Annotated in this window: 14 protein-coding genes and 1 riboswitch; of the genes, 3 read left to right on the forward strand and 11 right to left on the reverse strand. The window is 69.6% G+C overall.

Features of this window, described 5'->3' with window-relative positions; genetic code table 11:
- Positions 1–7 precede the first annotated feature (7 nt).
- The 3 genes from ASE43_RS11620 to ASE43_RS11630 form a co-directional block, all read right to left on the reverse strand.
- Positions 8–1,117, reverse strand: coding sequence for a hypothetical protein (locus ASE43_RS11620; protein ID WP_157489414.1), 1,110 nt, complete (start codon positions 1,115–1,117; stop codon positions 8–10).
- A gap of 173 nt (positions 1,118–1,290) precedes the next feature.
- On the reverse strand, positions 1,291–1,983 hold the full coding sequence (locus tag ASE43_RS11625) for a hypothetical protein (protein WP_056179352.1): 693 nt from the start codon (positions 1,981–1,983) through the stop codon (positions 1,291–1,293).
- Between the two features lie 161 nt (positions 1,984–2,144).
- Positions 2,145–4,082 carry an acetyl-CoA hydrolase/transferase C-terminal domain-containing protein gene (locus tag ASE43_RS11630; protein ID WP_057160562.1) on the reverse strand — a complete coding sequence of 646 codons (1,938 nt, stop codon included), beginning with the start codon at positions 4,080–4,082 and terminating at the stop codon, positions 2,145–2,147.
- A gap of 85 nt (positions 4,083–4,167) precedes the next feature.
- On the opposite strand from ASE43_RS11630, the gene ASE43_RS11635 reads away from it, so the two are divergent.
- Together ASE43_RS11635 and ASE43_RS11640 are read left to right on the forward strand one after the other, a co-directional pair.
- Complete coding sequence (locus ASE43_RS11635; protein WP_056179358.1) at positions 4,168–4,539, forward strand: BlaI/MecI/CopY family transcriptional regulator; 372 nt, start codon at positions 4,168–4,170, stop codon at positions 4,537–4,539.
- Positions 4,526–6,208, forward strand: coding sequence for a TonB family protein (locus tag ASE43_RS11640; protein WP_057160563.1), 1,683 nt, complete (start codon positions 4,526–4,528; stop codon positions 6,206–6,208). The genes ASE43_RS11635 and ASE43_RS11640 overlap by 14 nt, the downstream gene beginning before the upstream one ends.
- A 33-nt stretch (positions 6,209–6,241) precedes the next feature.
- On the opposite strand, the gene ASE43_RS11645 is transcribed toward ASE43_RS11640, so the two are convergent.
- The 7 genes from ASE43_RS11645 to ASE43_RS11675 all read right to left on the reverse strand — a co-directional run bounded on the left by ASE43_RS11645 (position 6,242) and on the right by ASE43_RS11675 (position 11,497).
- Complete coding sequence (locus tag ASE43_RS11645; RefSeq protein WP_157499221.1) at positions 6,242–6,865, reverse strand: ATP-binding cassette domain-containing protein; 624 nt, start codon at positions 6,863–6,865, stop codon at positions 6,242–6,244.
- An 11-nt stretch (positions 6,866–6,876) separates the two neighbouring features.
- Positions 6,877–7,569: a molybdate ABC transporter permease subunit gene (gene modB / locus ASE43_RS11650; protein WP_056179370.1), complete on the reverse strand. Its 693-nt coding sequence runs from the start codon at positions 7,567–7,569 to the stop codon at positions 6,877–6,879.
- Between the two features lie 12 nt (positions 7,570–7,581).
- Entirely contained in the window at positions 7,582–8,364 is a 783-nt protein-coding gene (gene modA / locus ASE43_RS11655) for a molybdate ABC transporter substrate-binding protein (protein WP_057160564.1), read from the reverse strand.
- Between the two features lie 130 nt (positions 8,365–8,494).
- Complete coding sequence (locus tag ASE43_RS11660) at positions 8,495–9,016, reverse strand: hypothetical protein (RefSeq protein ID WP_057160565.1); 522 nt, start codon at positions 9,014–9,016, stop codon at positions 8,495–8,497.
- Positions 9,017–9,023: 7 nt separating this feature from the next.
- The gene (locus ASE43_RS11665; RefSeq protein ID WP_057160566.1) at positions 9,024–9,887 is read right to left on the reverse strand and encodes an MBL fold metallo-hydrolase; all 864 of its coding nucleotides are present in this window, start codon (positions 9,885–9,887) and stop codon (positions 9,024–9,026) included.
- 74 nt (positions 9,888–9,961) lie between these two features.
- Positions 9,962–10,756: a S1/P1 nuclease gene (locus tag ASE43_RS11670; RefSeq protein ID WP_057160567.1), complete on the reverse strand. Its 795-nt coding sequence runs from the start codon at positions 10,754–10,756 to the stop codon at positions 9,962–9,964.
- Between the two features lie 114 nt (positions 10,757–10,870).
- On the reverse strand, positions 10,871–11,497 hold the full coding sequence (locus ASE43_RS11675) for an OmpW family outer membrane protein (protein ID WP_056179385.1): 627 nt from the start codon (positions 11,495–11,497) through the stop codon (positions 10,871–10,873).
- 183 nt (positions 11,498–11,680) lie between these two features.
- On the opposite strand from ASE43_RS11675, the gene gap reads away from it, so the two are divergent.
- Positions 11,681–12,685: a type I glyceraldehyde-3-phosphate dehydrogenase gene (gap, locus tag ASE43_RS11680; protein ID WP_057160568.1), complete on the forward strand. Its 1,005-nt coding sequence runs from the start codon at positions 11,681–11,683 to the stop codon at positions 12,683–12,685.
- A 1,165-nt stretch (positions 12,686–13,850) separates the two neighbouring features.
- Here the strand turns inward: gap and metE are convergent.
- Positions 13,851–16,130 carry a 5-methyltetrahydropteroyltriglutamate--homocysteine S-methyltransferase gene (gene metE / locus ASE43_RS11685; protein WP_057160569.1) on the reverse strand — a complete coding sequence of 760 codons (2,280 nt, stop codon included), beginning with the start codon at positions 16,128–16,130 and terminating at the stop codon, positions 13,851–13,853.
- 209 nt (positions 16,131–16,339) lie between these two features.
- Positions 16,340–16,547, reverse strand: a riboswitch (cobalamin riboswitch).
- Positions 16,548–16,608 lie beyond the last annotated feature (61 nt).

Genomic DNA, 16,608 nt, shown 5'->3' on the forward strand with positions numbered 1-16,608 from the left:
GCCGCGATCAGCCGGCGGGTCGTTCGCCGCGCACGGTGACGCGTGTCGGCGGCTCGTCGGTCTCGAGGCGGCCCGGATACCGGTCGTACTCGGACATGGGGCTGTCCTGCGCGCAGCGCGCGTCGGGGAAACCGTAGCGCTGGCGCAGCGCCAGCCCGCATTCGGCCATGGCCTGGAAGGCCTGGCCGACCTGCATGCACTGCTTGTCGAAATCGCGCCGGAACGCATCGCGGCGGCGCATGAAATCCTCGCCGCATTTGCGCCCGACCCGGATCCGGTCGAGATCGTCCTGGGCCGCGTTGGTGCCGGCCAGGCCGTACTCCTTGAGCTCGGCCTCGCTGAGGATGCGCAGGTCGCGGTTGGCGACCGTCATCATCTGATCGGCGACCGCGGTGGCCACGCCGTTGCGCTCCAGATAATCGCGCACCTGGGTGTTGATGGCCTTGAGCTCGGCGCTGAGTTCGGCGCGCGAGGTGGCGGTGGAGCGGTCGCGGATCAGGCGGTGGATGCCGACCTTGCCCGAGATCGAACGGGTGTCGCCCGCGGCCAGCACCAGCACGCAGGCGCTGTGGCATTGCGAATCCTCGCGGATCCAGATCGCCCAGCGCGATTCGGCGATCGAGTCGCCGGCGCGGATCGCTTCCTCGACGTGGCCGCCGGTCGAATCCAGGTCGAGGATGCGGGTGGGGATTTCCATGCGATCGGCCATCGCCGCCACGCGCTGGACCAGGGCGGTGAAGCCGGCGCCGATCTTGCCGCGGTAGCGCACCCGCACCATGCCCTGCGGCTGGCAGGCGCGCAGCGCGTCGACCAGGCTGAAGAACTCCAGCGAGGTCAGCGCTTCGCCGTCGCCGTGCTGGGCGTAGTCGTATTCGCAGCTGATCGAGGCCTCGCCGGAATCGAGCTTGGCCGGCGGCCAGTAGGTGCCCTTGAGCGCGTCGGCCTTGACCGGCGCCTGGTCGTCGGCGGGGGCCGCGGAGCGGTCGCCGGACTGGTCGCCGATGGTGACCGCCTCGGCCCGGGCCGTCGCATCGTCGCCGCTCGCCGGCCGCTGACAGGCCGCGGCCAACAGGCTCAGTGCCAGCAGACCCGATGCGAACAACCACCTCTTCGACATGCCTTGCTCGTCCTGGTTACGGTTGCGGCCGGCGCCCGCGCGGCGGTCGGCACGGGATTGGACCGCGCGGCCGGCGCCGAGTTTCGGCGGCCGACCCGATCATGATCGCGCGCGCCGGATGAACGCGAGCGTGATCCCGGGCGGCATGGACGGGCGCCGCCCGGGCTGTCGCCTCAGGCTGACGGAGGCGGCGTGTCGTAGCGCTTGAAGTAGCGGTGGTGGCGCAGATGGTCGTGCTGCTGGCCGATCCCGAAATAGGCCTTGCCGCCGCGCCGCCCGGGCTGCAGGCAGGGCAGTTCGTGCTGGGCGTCGGGGTTGTTGGTGTAGTAGGCCGGGATCTTGTCGATGAAGCGGCTGAGCATCTGCGGTCCGCACTCGACGCCGTCGTAGCTGTCGAAGCCGAAGCGCGGATGGCCGATGTTGAAGTCGTCGACGCAGACCACGCCGTTGTCGATCAGCGACAGCTCGCGCTCCAAGGGCCAGGCGTCGTACCAATGCGCGTCCAGGTAATACAGCGGGCAGCGGAACTGGTCGCGGAACTTGGCGATCAGCTCCGGCGAGTCCAGCTTCTCCACATGCGTATGCGGCATGAAGCCGACCCGGCGCTTGACCAGCTCGACATAGCGGTCGACCACGTCGCAGGTGACGATGTTGAGGTGCGGGTAGGCGCGCGCGAGGTACTCGGTGGTGTCGCCGACGTTGGAGCCGGTCTCGATGATCGCGTCGCACTGATAGCGCTCGATCAGATAGTCGAACTCCAGCGCGGTGGTGATGTCGAAACCGAACGGCCCGCCGTCGTCGCTGAGCTCGGCCGCGCCCAGGCGCATGGTGCGGTAGAAATGCTTGTAGACGTTATCCGACGACATCCGCGAGGCGCTCCCTGAAACCCGGTCAGTGACCGAAGTATATGCGGCGTCCGCCCCCGCTTCCTGTGCGAGCGGCGGCAGCCGCGATCGCGAACCCGACCCGGGCCGCGCCCGCCATGACCGGCGCCAATATGCTTTCCCTGCCGCGCGCCCGGCGCCGGTCAGGGCGCGCGCGTCTCGCGCAGGCCCAGCGCCAGCAGCCGCGCCAGCAGGCGTTCGCCCAGTGCCGAGGGTGCGGCCAGGTCCATGCGCGCCAGCGCCTCGGCGTCGTCGCTGCGCGCGCCGGTCAGGGCGCGCGCGATCGTGGCCAGCTTGCCGCCGCGGCTGGCGGTGGCGGTTTTGAGCCAGCCCAACGCACGCACCAGGCGCTGTTCGACCGCACTGAAATCGCTGCCCAGCGGATAGTCGGGCAGCAGGCCGTCGCGGCGCAGCGGCGCCAGCGCCGCGCGCAGGTGCTCGGGCGTGTTGTGCCGCGCCGGCGCGGCGATGGCGTAATCGGCGCGCAGCTTGCCCTCGCGGCGCGCGGTGTCGAGCAGGCCGCCGCGGTAACGCGCGTCGGCGATCGCGGCCATGGCCAGCACGCAGTCCTCGTCGGCGCGGCCGCGCAGGTCGGCGATGCCGTACTCGCTGATGTAGATATCGCGCAGGTGGCGCGGGATGGTGGTGTGGCCGTAGTTCCAGACGATATTCGAGCTGGCCTGGCCGCCGGCCTCGCGGCTCGCGCGCAGCATCAGCACCGAGCGCGCATCGGGCAGCGCGTGCGCCATGGCGACGAAGTTGTACTGCCCACCCACGCCCGACACCACCCGGCCGTCGGCCAGCCCGTCGGACACCGCCGCGCCCAGCGCGGTCGCCATCATGCAGGTATTGAAGAAGCGCGCGTCGCGGCGTTGCAGGCGCTCCAGCGCCTCGTGGCCGCCGTAGAGCTCGTTGACCTCGCTGATCCGGCGCATGCCGATGCCGCGGCGCTGCTCGTCGGGCAGTCGGCGCAGCCAGTCGTAGAACTCCGGCGAGCCCAGATAGAAGCCGCCGTGCAGATATTCGCCGTCGCGTTCCAGCGCGGCACGGTCGGCGTCGTCGGCGCTGCCGTCGGCGAGGCGCCGCATCAGCGCTTCGTCGTCGACCACCTTGCGCCGGATCACCCCGACCTCGACCAGGCGACGGAAGCCCTCGTTGATCATCTCGCTGCAGCCGTACAGGCCCTCGGCGAACGGGGCCAGATCCGCGCGCGCGGCCAGCGCCGGATCCAGCGCGGCCAGCACGCGCCGGTAGCCGGCGTTGTCGGCGTGGCGCAGCGCCAGCGCGTGGCAGAGCGCGTCGGCGAGCGCGCCGATGCCGATCTGCAGGGTGCCGCCGTCGCGCACCAGGGTGCTGGCGTAGAAGCCGATCGCGTAGTCGGCGTCGGTGACCGGCTGGCGCGGCAAGCCGAACAGCTTGGGGTGCGGGCCGGGCGGGGTCAGTACCACGTCGAAATAGTCCTCGGCGACGGTGGCGCTGCCGCCCAGCCAGGGCAGTTCCGGATCGACCTCGGCGATCAGCAGCGGCCGCGGCAGGCCGCGTGCGACGATCGCATCCACCGCGTCCTGGGTCAGGTCGGTGTTGCACGACAGCGACAGGCGCGTATCGCCGTCGCGGCGCGCGACCTTCTGCACGATCGCGTTGACGCCGCGGTCGGCCAGCGCGCGTGCGACATGGGTGTAGTTGAGGCTGGCGTAGCGCTGCTGCGCCGGCGGCGAATGCAGCAGCGCGCCGGACTGCAGATAGAACTCCTCGATCTCGATGTGCGCGGGCAGGGCGTCGCGCTTGAGCGCGCTCACATAGCGCAGGCGCGGGAAGTCGTCGCCGAAGTGGCGGCTCGCGAACGGCCCGATGAAGCGGCCCTCCAGGCCTTGGCCGGCGCCGGGCGGATCCAGCGACAGCGCGGTGTACAGATGCAGCGGCCGCGTAGGGTCGCCTTCGGCGCGCGCGTAGATCGCATTCAACAGCCGGTGCGGTTTGCCCAGGCCCAGGGGCGCGCCCAGGTGCAGCGGGCCCTGGATGCGGGTGTAGAGGAAATCGACGGCGTCGTCGAGGCGTTCGTAATGGGCGGGGGCGGTCATGGCCAGGAGTATCGCATCGCCGCGATGGCTGGCTTGACAACTTCGATTACGGGTGTAATCTCAAGAAAAATTACGGATGTAAACGATGCAGATCAGCGAAGCCGAATCGGTGGTGATGGACGTGCTCTGGCGCGAGCATCCGCTCGCCGCCGAGGACGTGGTCGCGGCCCTGGCCCAGCGTCAGGACTGGCAGGAGGCGACCATCAAGACCCTGCTCAACCGGCTCTTGAACAAGGGCGCCGTGCGCGCCGAGAAGCAGGGCCGGCGCTATCTCTACGCGCCCGTGCTCAAGCGCGAGGACTGGGTGCTGGAGGAGAGCCAGGGCCTGTTGCAGCGCTTGTTCGATGGTCGGGTCGCGCCGTTGGTCGCGCACTTCAGCGAGCAGCGCAAGCTCAGCCGCAAGGACATCGCCGAACTGCGCAAACTGCTGGAGGAGCTCGACGATGAGCAGCGTTGATATCGCCGCCGTGCTGTTGGAAACCGCGCTCGCGAGCAGCTTCGCGATCGCCGTGGTGCTGCTGTTGCGGCGCCCGCTGCGGCGCGGCTTCGGCGCGGCCGCCGCGTACGCGCTGTGGGCGTTGGTGCCGGTGGCGGTAGTGGCCGTGCTGTTGCCGGCCGCGCCCGCACGCCTGCCGCTGGCCTTGCCGGTGCAGGCCATGGTCCAGGCCCCGCTGACGGTGGCCGCGCCGCAGGCGTCCGCCATCGCGCCGGCCGCCGCGGTCGTGCTGGTCTGGCTGGTGGGCGCGTTGCTGGCCTTGCTCGCCCTGGCCTGGCAACAGCGTCGCTTCGTGCGCGCGCTGGGCGTGTTGCGCGCGCGCGCCGATGGATCGCGCCAGGCCGACGCGGTGGCCGGCCTGCCGGCCGCGATCGGTGTGCTGCGGCCGATCATCGTCGTGCCCGAGGACTTCGAGCGGCGCTACAGCGTCGAACAGCAGGCGCTGATGCGTGCCCACGAGCGCGAGCACATCGCGCGCGGCGACCTGGCGCTCAACGCCCTGGTCGCGCTGCTGCGCTGCGTCTACTGGTTCAACCCGCTGCTGCACTACGCCGTGCGCCACTACCGCCACGACCAGGAACTGTCCTGCGATCAACGCGTGATCCGCCGCCATCCGCAGGCGCGTCGCGCCTATGGCGAGGCCATGCTCAAAACCCAACTGGCCTCGCGCCCCGTGCCGCTGGGCTGCCACTGGGGCCACAGCCATCCGCTCAAGGAGAGAATCGAAATGCTGAAGCATGCGAACGTATCGTCGAGGCGCTGGATCGCGGGCGGCGCCCTGGTGGCGCTGCTGGCCGCAGCCACCGGCGCGGCTGCATGGTCGGCGCAGCCGCAACGCGCCCCGGCCGCCGCGGCCGCGTTGCCCGATGGCTATGCCCTGCTGAAGTTCGAGGTCAGCCTGGACGGCGGCGACCCCAGCACTTTCCGTGTGCTCGAACGCTACGGCGAATCCTTCGGCGTGAGCGGCGACGACGGCGGTTCGACGTGGTCGCTGCAGGGCCGGGTATCGCCGCTGGGCGAAGGGCGGTCGCTGCTGGTGGCCTCGCTGCAACGCGACGGCAAGCCGCTCGGACAACCGCGCTTGACGGTGCGCAACGGGGAACCGGCGCGTATCAGCATCGGCAGCGTGCGCGGATCGAGCAACGCCGAAGTGCTGCAAGGCATCGACATGACGGTGACGGTGAGCGCCGCGGCGGATGCGCGGCCCGTGGTCCAGCCGCGACCGATGGTCGAACCGCGGGCCGCGGCCAAGCCCGCGCCGAAGCCGGTCGCCAACCCTTACGCACAGACGGTGGATATGACCGCCGCGGCCTACGGCGCACTGTCGCCGCCGCCGTACCCGAAGGGCCGCAAGGTCAACGGGCGGGTGCTGTTGGAGATCCAGGTCGGCAGCGACGGCGGCGCACAGCAGGTGCGGTTGGCGCAAAGTTCGGGCGATGCCGAGCTCGATGCCAGCACCGTCGAGGCCGCGCGCAAGTGGCGCTTCCAGCCTGCGACCCAGAATGGCCAACCGGTGGCGTCGTGGGTGCAGGTGCCGGTCGATTTCGCCGCCACGTCCGGTCCGACCGCGGCGGCGCCGTTCGACGCGGCGACGGTCGCCCTGGATCCGATCCAGGTCACGGACGAATGATCGCGGCCGCGTAGCGGCGCGCATCGAAGCGGCTTAGCCGCCGACGATATGAACCTCGTCGGCGATGCGCCGCACTTCGTCGGGGTAGTGACTGACGTAGATCATCGGCAAGGCGACCTCGTCGCGCACGCGCTGCAGATAAGGCAGCAATTCGTCGCGGCGGTTCATGTCCAGCATCGACAGCGGTTCGTCCAGCAGTAGGATCTGCGGCTGCGACAGCAGCGCGCGGCCCAGGGCCACGCGCTGCATCTCGCCGCCGGACAAGCCTGCGGTGGAGCGCGCCAGCAGCGCGCCTATGCCCAGCAGTTCGACGATCGCCTCCAACTGGAACCGCGGCGCTGCGCGCGCCTCGCCGCGCAGGCCGTAGAGCAGGTTGCGGCGCACGTCCAGATGCGGGAACAGCCGCGCGTCCTGGAACACGTAGCCGATCCGGCGCCGATGCGCGGGCAGGTCGATGCCGGCCTGGGCATCGAACAGGCAGCGCCCGCCGATCTCGATGCGACCGCGCTGCGGCCGCAGCAGGCCGGCGATGGCATGCAGCAGCGAGGTCTTGCCGGCGCCGGAATCGCCGACCAGGGCGATCACGCGTTGCCGACTGCGGATGCTCACGCTGCGCTCGAACGCGCCGCGCCGCAGGGTGAAGTCGAGCACATGCAGCGGCGACTCGCTCATGCGCCGCGCTCGCGGCGCTGGCGCTGCACCAGCCATTCCGACAACAGCACCGCGCCGAACGAGATCGCCACCGCGACCACGGTCAGCCGCCACAGCCCCGATTCGGCGCCGGGCACCTGCAACATGCCGTAGATCGCCGAGGACAGGGTCTGGGTCTCGCCGGGGATGTTCGACACGAAGGTGATGGTGGCGCCGAACTCGCCCAGCGCCTTGGCGAAGGCCAGCACCGCGCCCGCGATCACGCCGGGCAGGGCCAGCGGCAGGGTCATGCCGAAGAACACCCGCCACGGATTCGCGCCCAGGGTGGCCGCGGCGTGCTCCAGGCGCTGGTCCACGGCTTCGATCGACAGCCGGATCGCGCGCACCATCAACGGAAAGCCCATGATCGCGCAGGCCAGCGCGGCGCCGGTCCAGCGGAACGCGAAACTCACGCCGAAGCTGTCGGACAGGAAGCGGCCGATCGGCCCCTGATTGCCGAACAGAATCAGCAGCACGTAGCCGGTGACCACCGGCGGCAGCACCAGCGGCAGGTACAGCATCGCGTCGAACAGCAGCTTGCCTGGGAAGCGCTTGCGCGCGAGCAACCAGCCCATCGCCACGCCCAGCGGCAGGCTGCACAACACCGCCACGCTGGCGACCTTGAGGCTGAGCGCGATCGCGGTCAGCTCGGCCGGGCTGAAATCGAACATGCGCGGCCGCGTTTACTTCAGCACGCTGAAGCCGTGGCGGCGGAACAGGGTCGCCGCGGGCGCCGTTTTCAGCCAGCGCACGAACCCGGCCGCCTGAGGGTGCTTGCTCGCGCGCAGGCGCGCGACCGGATAGACGATGGCGGGATGGGTCGAGTCCGGGAAGGTCGCGAGCACGCGCACCTTGGGTTCGGCGCGCGCATCGCTGGCGTAGACCACGCCCAGAGGCGCCTCGCCGCGCGCGACCAGCATCAGGGCCGCGCGCACGTTCTCGGCTTCGGCGACCTTGGGCTGCAACTGTGTCCATACGCCCAGCGATTCGAACGCGGCGCGCGCGTACTTGCCGGCCGGCACGCTTGCGGTCAGCGCCAGGGCCAGACGGCCGTCGCCCAGCAAGGGGCGCAGATCGACGCCGGGCTTCAGCGTCAGCGTCTGAGCGGCGCTGGTCTGCGGCGCGATCAGCACCAGGGTATTGCCCAGCAGATTGCGCCGGCTGGATTCGTCGATGAGCTTGCGCTGCTGCAGGTAGTCCATCCAGTCCAGGTCGGCGGACAGGAACACGTCGGCGGGCGCGCCTTGCTCGATCTGGCGCGCCAGCGCCGAACTGGCGGCGTAGGACACCCGCAGCGGTTGCCCGGTCTGGGCCTCGTAGGCGACCGCGGCTTCGTCCAGCGATTCCTTCAGGCTGGCCGCGGCGAACACCGTGATCGGCTCGGGCTTTGGCGGCGCGGCGAGGGCGGACCAGGACAGGGCCAGCGCGCAGAACGCGACGAGCCAACGGCGACGCGACAGCAGCATGGCGGAGCTCCGATGGGCGACGGCGGCAGGGTAACGCGAAAAGCGAGGGGTGAGCGTGGAGGAGTGAGGAGTGAGCGTAAGCAAGCCTTGCACTTACTCACTCCTCACTCCTCCACGCTCACTTCTCGCTCTAAGGCGCGTCGATCACCCGGATCGATTCGATCTGGCGGATCCAGCGCGCCGGTCGCGATTCGCCCGGCGCGATCAGGCGCCAGGGGCCGTCATCGGCGTCGAGCGCGGCGCCGTCGCAGCGGTCGCTCAGGACCACCTCGCGCGCGCCCAGGCTGGCGTCGAGTTCGGCCAGCGAATACGCGACGCGGTAGCCGTCGCGCGCCGACACCACCACCATCCTCGCCAACTGCGCGCCGCGCAGCGGCTCCTCCGGCATCGCGCCGGACGCGCGCAGCAGCGCGGCCAGCGACACGCCTTCGCAGCTCAGGGTCTTGCCGTGCGCGGTGTCGGTGGCGGTCGTGCGCGGCAGGCCGGCGATCTTCGCCGCATCCAGGGCCACGTCGATCGGTGCCATGCGCTGCGGCGGGTCGGAGGCATGCGCGTGCGCGTTTTTTTCGGGCTCTGCTGCGGCGGCGACCAGGCACCAGCCCAGGCTCAGTGACAGACAGACCATCGCGAGCGGCGTACGGGTCGGATGCATGACGGCCTCAGAGCTGGTTGAGCGGGATCTTGAGGTAGCGTACGCCGTTGTCCTCGGCCTCGGGCAGGGCGCCCGCGCGCAGGTTGACCTGCAGCGCCGGCAGGATCAGCGCCGGCACCGCCAGGGTCGCGTCGCGCGCCTCGCGCATGCGCACGAAGTCGGCTTCGGCGGTATCGGCGCGCAGGTGGATGTTGGCGCGCTTCTGCTCGCCGATGCTGGTCTCGCAGCGCGGTGCGCGGCCTTCGGGGCCGTAGTCGTGGCAGACGAACACGCGGGTGGCGTCGGGCAGTTCGTACAGGTGGCGGATCGAGGCGTACAGCATGGCCGCGTCGCCGCCGGGAAAATCGCAGCGGGCGGTGCCGCTGTCGGGCATGAACAGCGAGTCGCCCACGAACACGGCGTCGCCGATCAGGTAGGCCAGGCTGTCCAGGGTGTGGCCGGGCACGGCGAGGGTACGCGCGTGCAGTTCGCCGATCGCGAAGTCCTCGTCGTCCTCGAACAGGTGATCGAACTGGCTCCCGTCGGCCACGACCTTGGCGTCCAGGCCCAGCACCGGCACGAAGGTGCGCTGGACCTCGCGGATGCGCCGGCCGATCGCGATGCGCGCCTGCGGCAGGCGCTGCTTCAGCCAATGCGCGGCGCTGAGGTGGTCGGCATGCGCATGCGTTTCCAGCAGCCAGCGCACCTGCGCGCCGCAGGCCTCGGCGGCGTCCAGGATCGCTTGCGCGGAGGCGCCGCCGGTGCGGCCGGAGCGGGCGTCGTAGTCGAGCACCGGATCGACGATCGCAGCCTGCGCGGTCGCGGGATCGACCACCAGGTAGCTCCAGGTCCCGGTGTCGGCATGATGGAAAGACTGCACCTGCGGGGACATCGGATTCCTCTTGCTGGGGCGTCCGTGCGATTCGTGCGCCTGCGCCGGGCTCGGCGCGCGGCGGTGTATTGCGCTCAGCGCTTCAGCGCGGCGTTGAGCACGGCGGCCAGATGGCTGCCGCCGCGGCGCAACTGCGCCTCGGCCTCGGGACGCCAAGTCTGCACGTAATTTTCGTCGATCGTCGCCTTGGCCGGATACAGGCCCGGCTGCAGGGCGATCCGGCACGAGGCCTGCGCCCAGGCGGGCGAGTCCGGCGGCAGCGCGGGCTCCGATACCGTCACCGCCAACGGCAGCGCGCGCAGGCGCAGCAGCCAGGCGTTCTCGTCCAGATTGGCGGCGTTGAGCATGCCGCTGTCCCACAACTGATGCAGGTTGCTGCCGCGGCCGTTGAGGTTGATCTGGACGTCGTTGCCGCCCTTGTCGTGGCTGTAGCCGGCGTGCAGCGGCTGATGCACGTCGCCGACGAAATGGACCACGAACTTCAACGCCTGCAGACGCTGGTCGCGCGGTCGCGTGCGGTCGCCCAGGATCAGGGTCTGGGCGCGGATCGCCTCGACCACGCAATCGCCCTTGGGGCAGTTGCGCGCGGCATCGTAGACGCAGTCGTCCTCGCCGAGGTTGACGTAGTGCCACTTCGCGCTCTTCTTGCCCAGGTCGGGGTCGTTGCTGCGCAAATCGTCGGCCCAGTTGGCGATCCCGGCCAAGGTCGGATCGGGTTCGCCGACGAGCAGGGCGTCGATGTCGCGGCGCACGGCCGGATCGAGCTCGCCCAGGGCCAGCAGCGCGACCAGGCGATGGCCGAGCGTGCCCCAGGCCAGGGCGTCGAACGGCAGCAGGAACAGCAGGGCGATGAAGAGGGCGCGGATCATCCCGTCACTTTACTAGAGGCAACCGCGTTCCCGCGCCGCGCCGCGGCGCGCGGACGATGCCGCTCTTGTCGTTTCGCGCCCCGGCGTCGCGATCGCGGCGCCGGGGCGGGCGCCTCAGAACGTCCAGACGTAGGCGATGCCGTAGGTCAGCGGGTCGATCTCGGCGGTGCCGATCTTGACGCCGTTGAGCTGGACCTCGCTGTCGATGTCCATCCAGCGCACGTCGACGCGGATCGCGCCGCGATCGCCGAGCGGGAAGTCCAGGCCGGCGTGCGCGGCCGGGCCCCAGGAGTCCTTGAGCTTGAGCTTGGTGCCGGCCAGCGCGCCGCGGGTGTCCTCGCTGAAGAACGCGGTGTAGTTGAGGCCGACGCCGACGAAGGGCGAGACCACGCCGTGGCTGTTGAAGTGGTACTGCACCGACACCGTCGGCGGCAGGTGCTTGGTGCTGCCGACCCGGCCGACGCCGACCACGTCGATGTCGTGCTCGAACGGGATGGCGGCCAAGACCTCGATGCCGACATTGCCGTGCACGAAGTACTCGAAGGTGATGGTCGGGCGCGCGTCGTCGCCGATCTCCAACTGCGCGGTGCCGCCCAGGACGGTGCCGTTGTCGGATTTGGGCGAGACCTGATGGGCGCCGACCCCGAGGGTCCAGGTTCCGGCCTGCTGGGCCAGGGCGGGTTGGGCCAGGCAGGCCAAGGCCAGGGCCGCGAGCGCGGCCCGCTGCGAACGCTTGTTCATTCCGTGAGTCCCCTGAGTGATCCGGCTTGGATCAGATGGCACTTTAGTGGCACGTTCAGCTTGGGAACCATGACTTTCGTTGCAATATCGCCCGCCCGGGGCTCCCGGACCGGGCCCAGGCCCGGGCTTGCTAGAATAGGGGTTTCCCATCCCACCGCTGTGCGGGCGCAGGAGCTTGAAGAAATGGCGATCAAGGTAGGCATCAACGGCTTCGGCCGCATCGGACGCAACGTGCTGCGCTCGGCGGTGCAGAATTTCGGCGGCGAGATCGAGGTCGTCGCGATCAACGACCTGTTGGAGCCGGACTACCTGGCCTACATGCTCCAGTACGACTCGGTCCACGGCCGCTTCAAGGGCGACATCGCGGTCGAGGGCAACACCCTGATCGTGAACGGCCAGAAGATCCGTCTGACCCAGGAACGCGACCCGGCCAACCTCAAGTGGGACGAGGTCGGCGCCGAGGTCGTGATCGAGTCCACCGGCCTGTTCCTCGACAAGGCCACCGCCCAGAAGCACCTGGACGCGGGCGCCAAGAAGGTCGTGTTGTCGGCGCCGTCCAAGGACGACACGCCGATGTTCGTCTACGGCGTCAACGACAAGACCTACAAGGGCGAGGCCATCATCTCCAACGCCTCGTGCACCACCAACTGCCTGGCTCCGCTGGCCAAGGTGCTGAACGACAAGTGGGGCATCAAGCGCGGCCTGATGACCACCGTGCACGCCGCCACCGCGACCCAGAAGACCGTGGACGGCCCGTCCAATAAGGACTGGCGCGGCGGCCGCGGCATCCTCGAGAACATCATCCCGTCCAGCACCGGCGCGGCCAAGGCGGTCGGCGTGGTGATTCCGGAACTCAACAAGAAGCTCACCGGCATGTCCTTCCGCGTCCCGACCTCGGACGTGTCGGTGGTCGACCTGACCGTCGAGCTCAACAAGGACGCCACCTACGCCGAGATCTGCGCCGAAATGAAGGCGCAGAGCGAAGGCGCGCTCAAGGGCATCCTGGGTTACACCGAGGACAAGGTGGTCGCCACCGATTTCCGCGGCGACACCCGCACCTCGATCTTCGACGCCGACGCCGGCATCGCCCTGGACGGCACCTTCGTCAAGCTGGTGAGCTGGTACGACAACGAGTGGGGCTACTCGAACAAGTGCCTGGAAATGGTCAAGGTGGTCGCGGGCAAGTAAGCCGCGGCGATTGTTGCGATACGAAGAGCCCCGCGCATGCGGGGCTTTTCTTTTGGGCGGGCGCGATATCTCTAGCTGGCTCCCCATCGCCCCCTTTGAAAAAGGGGGCGGGCGCCTTGTGTGAGTCGATGTCGATTCGTGGCTAGCGGCGCCGGGGGATTTGCTGTTGCTCTTGGCACCGGCCAAAAGCAAATCCCCCCTAGCCCCCTTTTTCAAAGGGGGGAACTCGTGCGAAGGGGCCGCTTTCGAGCTCGACATCAAACCGCCGTAGTCGCCGACTCGCGCAAACCCTGCGCCGCCTGCACCATCCCCATCGCCCCCTTTGAAAAAGGGGGCGGGCGCCTTGTGTGAGTCGATATCGATTCGTGGCTAGCGGCGCCGGGGGATTTGCTGTTGCTGTTGGCACCGGCCAAAAGCAAATCCCCCCTAGCCCCCCTTTTTCAAAGGGGGGAACTCGTGCGAAGGGGCTGCTTTCGGGCTCGACGTCAAACCGCTGGGGTCGCCGACTCGCGCACCCTGCGGCGCCTACACCATCTCCATCGCCCCCTTTGAAAAAGGGGGCGGGCGCCTTATGTGAGTCGATATCGATTCTTTGCTAGCGGCGCCGGGGGATTTGCTGTTGCTGTTGGCGCCGGCCAAAAGAAAATCCCCCCTAGCCCCCCTTTTTCAAAGGGGGGAACTCGTGCGAAGGGGCCGCTTTCGGGCTCGGCGTCAAACCGCCGCGGTCGCCGACTCGCGCAAACCCTTCGCCGCTTGCACCATCCCCATCGCCCCCTTTGAAAAAGGGGGCGGGCGCCTTGTGTGAGTCGATATCGATTCTTTGCTAGCGGCGCCGGGGATTTGCTGTTGCTGTTGGCACAGGGCAAAAGCAAATCCCCCCTAGCCCCCCTTTTTCAAAGGGGGGAACTCGTGCGAAGGGGCCGCTTTCGAGCTCGACGTCAAACCGCCGCGGTCGCCGACTCGCGCAAACCCTGCGGCGCCTGCACCATCTCCATCGCCCCCTTTGAAAAAGGGGGCGGGCGCCTTGTGTGAATCGATGTCGATTTGTGGCTAGCGGCGCCGGGGGATTTGCTGTTGCTGTTGGCACCGGGCAAAAGCAAATCCCCCCTAGCCCCCCCTTTTCAAAGGGGGGACTCGTGCGAAGGGGCTGCTTTCGAGCTCGACGTCAAACCGCCGCAGTTGCCGACTCGCGCAAAGCCTGCGCCGCCTGCACCATCGCCTTCAGCGCGGTGCGCACCTCCGGCCAACCGCGGGTCTTGAGGCCGCAGTCCGGGTTGACCCACAACTGCGCGGGCGTGAGCACGTCCAGGGCTTTGTCCAGCAGTTCGCGCATCTCGTCCACGCTGGGCACGCGTGGCGAGTGGATGTCGTAGACGCCGGGGCCGATGCCGTTGGGGTAGCGGTAGCGCACGAACGCGTCCAGCAGCTCCATGCGCGAGCGCGAGGTCTCGATCGAAATCACGTCGGCGTCCAATGCGGCCACCGCCTCGATGATGTCGTTGAACTCGGCGTAGCACATGTGGGTGTGGATCTGGGTGGCGTCGTCGACGCCGCTGGCGGCCAGGCGGAAGGCTTCGCCGGCCCAGGCGAGGTAGGCCGGCCAGTCGACGCGGCGCAGCGGCAGGCCTTCGCGCAACGCGGGCTCGTCGATCTGGATCACCGCGATGCCGGCCGCCTCCAGGTCCAGCACTTCCTCGCGCAAGGCCAGGGCGATCTGGCGGCAGGTGTCGGCGCGCGGCTGGTCGTCGCGCACGAACGACCACTGCAGGATCGTGACCGGCCCGGTCAGCATGCCCTTGACCGGGCGCGGCGTCAGCGACTGCGCGTAGCGCGCCCAGTCCACCGTCATCGCGCGCGGACGGGCGACGTCGCCGTACAGCACCGGCGGTTTCACGCAGCGCGAGCCGTAGCTCTGCACCCAGCCGTGGGCGGTGAAGGCGAAGCCGGACAGTTGCTCGCCGAAGTACTCGACCATGTCGTTGCGTTCGAACTCGCCGTGCACCAGCACGTCCAGGCCCAGCGCTTCCTGCTCGCGCAGGCACAGCTCGGTCTCGCGCTCGAGGAAGGCGCGATAGCCGGCGTCGTCCAGGCGCCCGGCCTTGTGCTCGGCGCGCGCCTGGCGCACCTGCGAGGTCTGCGGGAACGAGCCGATCGTGGTGGTCGGGAAGTCGGGTAGGTTCAGGCGCTGCGCCTGCACCCGCGCGCGCTGCGCATAGGCCGAATCGCGTTGGGTCATCGCCGGCACCACCGCGGCCAGCTTGGCGCGCACTTGGGCGTCGCGCAGCAGCGGCGAGGCCAGGCGCGCGGCGCGCGCGCTCGCGGCCGCGCCCAAGGCGCCCGCCGCACGGCCGTCGTCGGCCAGGGTGTCGGCGAGCAGGCGCAGTTCCTCGAGCTTCTGCTTGGCGTAGGCCATCCACTGCTGCAACGGTGGCGGCAGCTTGCGTTCCAGGCCCAGGTCGATCGGCACGTGCAGCAGCGAGCACGACGGCGCCAGCCACTGCGCGCGCGTACCGGCGCGGCGCGCCAGACTGAGCGCCGCGTCGAGATCGGCGCGCCAGATGTTGCGGCCGTCGACCACGCCCAGACTGAGCGCGCGGTCTTCGGGCAGCTTGGGCAGCAGCGCTTCGAGCTGGCCGGGCGCGCGCACCAGATCCAGGTGCAGGGCCTGCACGGGCAGGGCGGCGGCCAGTTCGGCGTTGTCGCCCAGCCCGCCGAAGTAGCTGGCGAGCAGGCGCGCGGGCGCGTCGACGCCGGCGAGCGCGTCGTAGGCGCGGCGATAGGCCCGGCGATCGTCGTCATCGAGATCCAGCGCGAGGCAGGGCTCGTCCACTTGCACCCATTGCGCGCCGGCCCCCTTCAGTCGCGTCAGCAGTTCGGCGTAGGCCGGCAGCAGCGCGTCCAGCAACTCGCGTGGATCGCCGCCGTCGCGGCGCTTGCCGAGCTTGAGCAGCGACACCGGCCCCAGCAGCACCGGCCGTGCCTGCAGGCCCAGCGCCTGCGCTTCGGCGAGCTCGGCCAGCGGCTTGTCGCCGCGCAGCGCGAAGCGCTGATCGCACTCGAACTGCGGCACCAGGTAGTGGTAGTTGGTATCGAACCACTTGGTCATTTCCAGGGCGCGCAGGTCGTGGCGCGCGTCCTGCAGGCCACGCGCGAGCGCGAAATAACCGGCCAAGGGATCGGCATCCAAGGTATCGCGATAGGGTGCGGGCACCGCGTCGAACAGGACGGCGGTGTCCAGCACATGGTCGTAGAGCGAGAAGTCGTTGCAAGGCACGACGTCGGCGCCGGCGTCGCGCGCCAGCGTCCAGTGGCGTGCGCGCAGCGTGCGTGCGGTGTCGTGCAGATCGCCGGCCGCGGTCTCGCCTTTCCAGAACGATTCCAGGGCCTGCTTGAGCTCGCGTCGCGCGCCGATGCGCGGGAAGCCGAGGTGGGTAACGCTGATCATTGAAGTCTCCTGCGATGCGTGTGGGCATGAGCAGGGCAACGAAGGAAGGTGGGTACGCACGCGCGACCGCCCGCCGCGGATGCGGCGACGCCGGAGCACGACCTGCCTTCGACCTTCGCCCCCGCGGGCGAACCGGTCCCGTGGAGGGCGAGGGCGAACGGCCATGGCCGCACGCACGCGCCGGCCCGCGGGGCCGGAGTCGGACGGAGGGCGGACCCTCCGGTCATGGCAGGTCTTCGGGCTTGGGGCATGGCGTGGTTCGACGCCGCCTACTGTCCGTCGCTTCCCGGGCTTGCACCCAGTGCCTGACGGAGGTCGTTCCCTATACCGCTGCGGGGCAGCTCCGGAATTGGACGCGAGTCCGTACCGGATTCCCTCTAGCCGCCGCCGGCGCGAACCGGCGGCGTCTTGTCGCATCGCTTTATCTTTATGAAGCGATGGTCACCATGACGGCTGCCAAAGTACGCCTCGGGGCGGG

Origin of the sequence: Lysobacter sp. Root983, from assembly GCF_001429345.1 — a bacterium.
GTDB lineage: Bacteria > Pseudomonadota > Gammaproteobacteria > Xanthomonadales > Xanthomonadaceae > Lysobacter.

Excerpts from the sequence above, each read along its gene's own strand:
- modB (WP_056179370.1), bottom strand. The coding sequence starts at position 7,569 with ATGTTCGATTTCAGCCCGGCCGAGCTGACCGCGATCGCGCTCAGCCTC.
- ASE43_RS11670 (WP_057160567.1), bottom strand. The coding sequence starts at position 10,756 with ATGATCCGCGCCCTCTTCATCGCCCTGCTGTTCCTGCTGCCGTTCGAC.
- gap (WP_057160568.1), top strand. The coding sequence starts at position 11,681 with ATGGCGATCAAGGTAGGCATCAACGGCTTCGGCCGCATCGGACGCAAC.
- ASE43_RS11630 (WP_057160562.1), bottom strand. The coding sequence starts at position 4,082 with ATGACCGCCCCCGCCCATTACGAACGCCTCGACGACGCCGTCGATTTC.
- ASE43_RS11675 (WP_056179385.1), bottom strand. The coding sequence starts at position 11,497 with ATGAACAAGCGTTCGCAGCGGGCCGCGCTCGCGGCCCTGGCCTTGGCC.
- metE (WP_057160569.1), bottom strand. The coding sequence starts at position 16,130 with ATGATCAGCGTTACCCACCTCGGCTTCCCGCGCATCGGCGCGCGACGC.
- ASE43_RS11635 (WP_056179358.1), top strand. The coding sequence starts at position 4,168 with ATGCAGATCAGCGAAGCCGAATCGGTGGTGATGGACGTGCTCTGGCGC.
- ASE43_RS11625 (WP_056179352.1), bottom strand. The coding sequence starts at position 1,983 with ATGTCGTCGGATAACGTCTACAAGCATTTCTACCGCACCATGCGCCTG.
- modA (WP_057160564.1), bottom strand. The coding sequence starts at position 8,364 with ATGCTGCTGTCGCGTCGCCGTTGGCTCGTCGCGTTCTGCGCGCTGGCC.
- ASE43_RS11660 (WP_057160565.1), bottom strand. The coding sequence starts at position 9,016 with ATGCATCCGACCCGTACGCCGCTCGCGATGGTCTGTCTGTCACTGAGC.
- ASE43_RS11665 (WP_057160566.1), bottom strand. The coding sequence starts at position 9,887 with ATGTCCCCGCAGGTGCAGTCTTTCCATCATGCCGACACCGGGACCTGG.
- ASE43_RS11620 (WP_157489414.1), bottom strand. The coding sequence starts at position 1,117 with ATGTCGAAGAGGTGGTTGTTCGCATCGGGTCTGCTGGCACTGAGCCTG.
- ASE43_RS11640 (WP_057160563.1), top strand. The coding sequence starts at position 4,526 with ATGAGCAGCGTTGATATCGCCGCCGTGCTGTTGGAAACCGCGCTCGCG.